Below are 1,667 nucleotides of genomic sequence, written 5' to 3'. Positions count from 1 at the left end.
TGTTTTTATCAGAGCTTTTGTTTTCAATGAGAGGGGAAGAAAAGTTTCGAGGGAACTATGATTAAAGTTTTTCAAAATCGTGTGTATTTATATACCGTCACAACGGCTCTCTTTTCTTTATTTCAAAGTGGAGTAGGGGTTTGTGCAAATACAGAGGAGAGTCGTGAGTTTTATACCGATGTCTCTCCGGTCATGTCCGATATCAATGTTACTGTGATCGGTAGGGATGGTGATATCGAAAGGGATAGAATCCCTATTGATGGGCATGAAGTTTCTGATATTATTAATAGTCTTGAGGAAGCTGATGATGGGAGCAGTTTTGCCTCTATCTCCCCTAACCGTAGTAGGATGAGCGGCTATGCAATTGGCTATGAGGCATATGACCAAAATGGTGAGCGTGTATCATATTTATATCACGATGGATTGCATTATATATGCGATAATTGCATAAACACAATTAATGGAAATTCTTATAAGATTACTAATGAGAATGTTTCTAAATATCGTTCTAATCTTACTGCTATGATGGTAAAGGGAATAGATACAAAAGTTACGGGGAAAAATATAACGGTTGGTAGTCAGATTCCTAGTAAAGTCTTTAAATATGGTGTGTCTGTATCAGAGAACGGAAAGATTGTTTTAAAATCACCAGATATTAAAAATACAAATATAGCTCTTTATGCTAGTGATGGAATCATTGAGGTAGATAAGGGAGTTATTGAGGAAAGTCAGAAAGCTGTTGAAGCAACAGGGAATTCATTTGTCGTTTTAGAAGATACAAAAATTAAGACGAGGGATGGAAAGGCAAGCCTTTTGAGTTATAGGCGTTCAGAAGTTTGGATGTCAGGTGGATCAGTTGATTTTATGAACAGTCATGGGATTTCTTCGACGTTAGGTGGAAAAGTAAATCTCGATGGGGTTAAGATTACTGGAAAGGGAGAAGAAAAAAATCCCAGTAATCATGCGGTTTTGCACACGGATCTAGGTGGTCCTATTAATTTTAAGGGTACTATTAATGCAGTAAATGTGCATGGCATATTATCAGAAAACACTGTAGCTACTTTTAATTCAATCCTGCCGCTTGAAGATTTATCGGATAATGTTGAGGCAACGGAGGTCAATCTTGAATCTTCTGATGTTACTGTGAATGGAAACAACGCCTATGGTATATATTTTAAAGGAGAGAAACCGTGGGAAGAACTTGATAATGAAAGAGCTTCAGAGGAGGAGAAAACTCCACGTAGATTGGAGGTTGTTAATTTGCAGAGGACAATGTTTTCAGCTCAGAATAATGCAATTTACAGTACCGACAAAACTTCTGGTGTTGTTAGCTTGACGCAAAGTACCTTGAGTTCAGACAATCTCCTCTTAAAAGCTGTAAATGGTGCTTCTGTGGCAGTTTTGGCTGTTTCTTCTACTCTTGAAGGAGGAGTTGATGTTGATGAGACCTCTACTGCTAAATTTTATTTAGGCGACGGTTCTACATGGATTTTACAAAAGAAGCGACGCAAAGAGCAGGGTGAATCTGCTTTGAAAAATGTTTCATCTGTTTCGCTCGTCAATCTTAAAAGCGATAGTTCCATTAAGTTTACATCATCAAAACCTGACCAGAATTATAGTTATCAAACACTCAAAATTGGAAAAGGAACGGGTGAGGTTTATAAAGC

1 pseudogene is annotated in these 1,667 nt (G+C 37.6%); it reads left to right on the top strand.

The window, feature by feature from the left end:
- Positions 1 to 57: 57 nt before the first annotated feature.
- A pseudogene (locus tag ME1_RS07675) lies at positions 58 to 1,667 on the top strand (autotransporter outer membrane beta-barrel domain-containing protein); the annotation flags it as partial.

Source organism: Bartonella vinsonii subsp. arupensis OK-94-513 (assembly GCF_000278235.1).
Taxonomy (GTDB): Bacteria; Pseudomonadota; Alphaproteobacteria; order Rhizobiales; family Rhizobiaceae; genus Bartonella; species Bartonella arupensis.
Note: the sequence above shows the minus strand (reverse complement) of the source record. Positions and strands in the feature narration are given on the sequence as shown.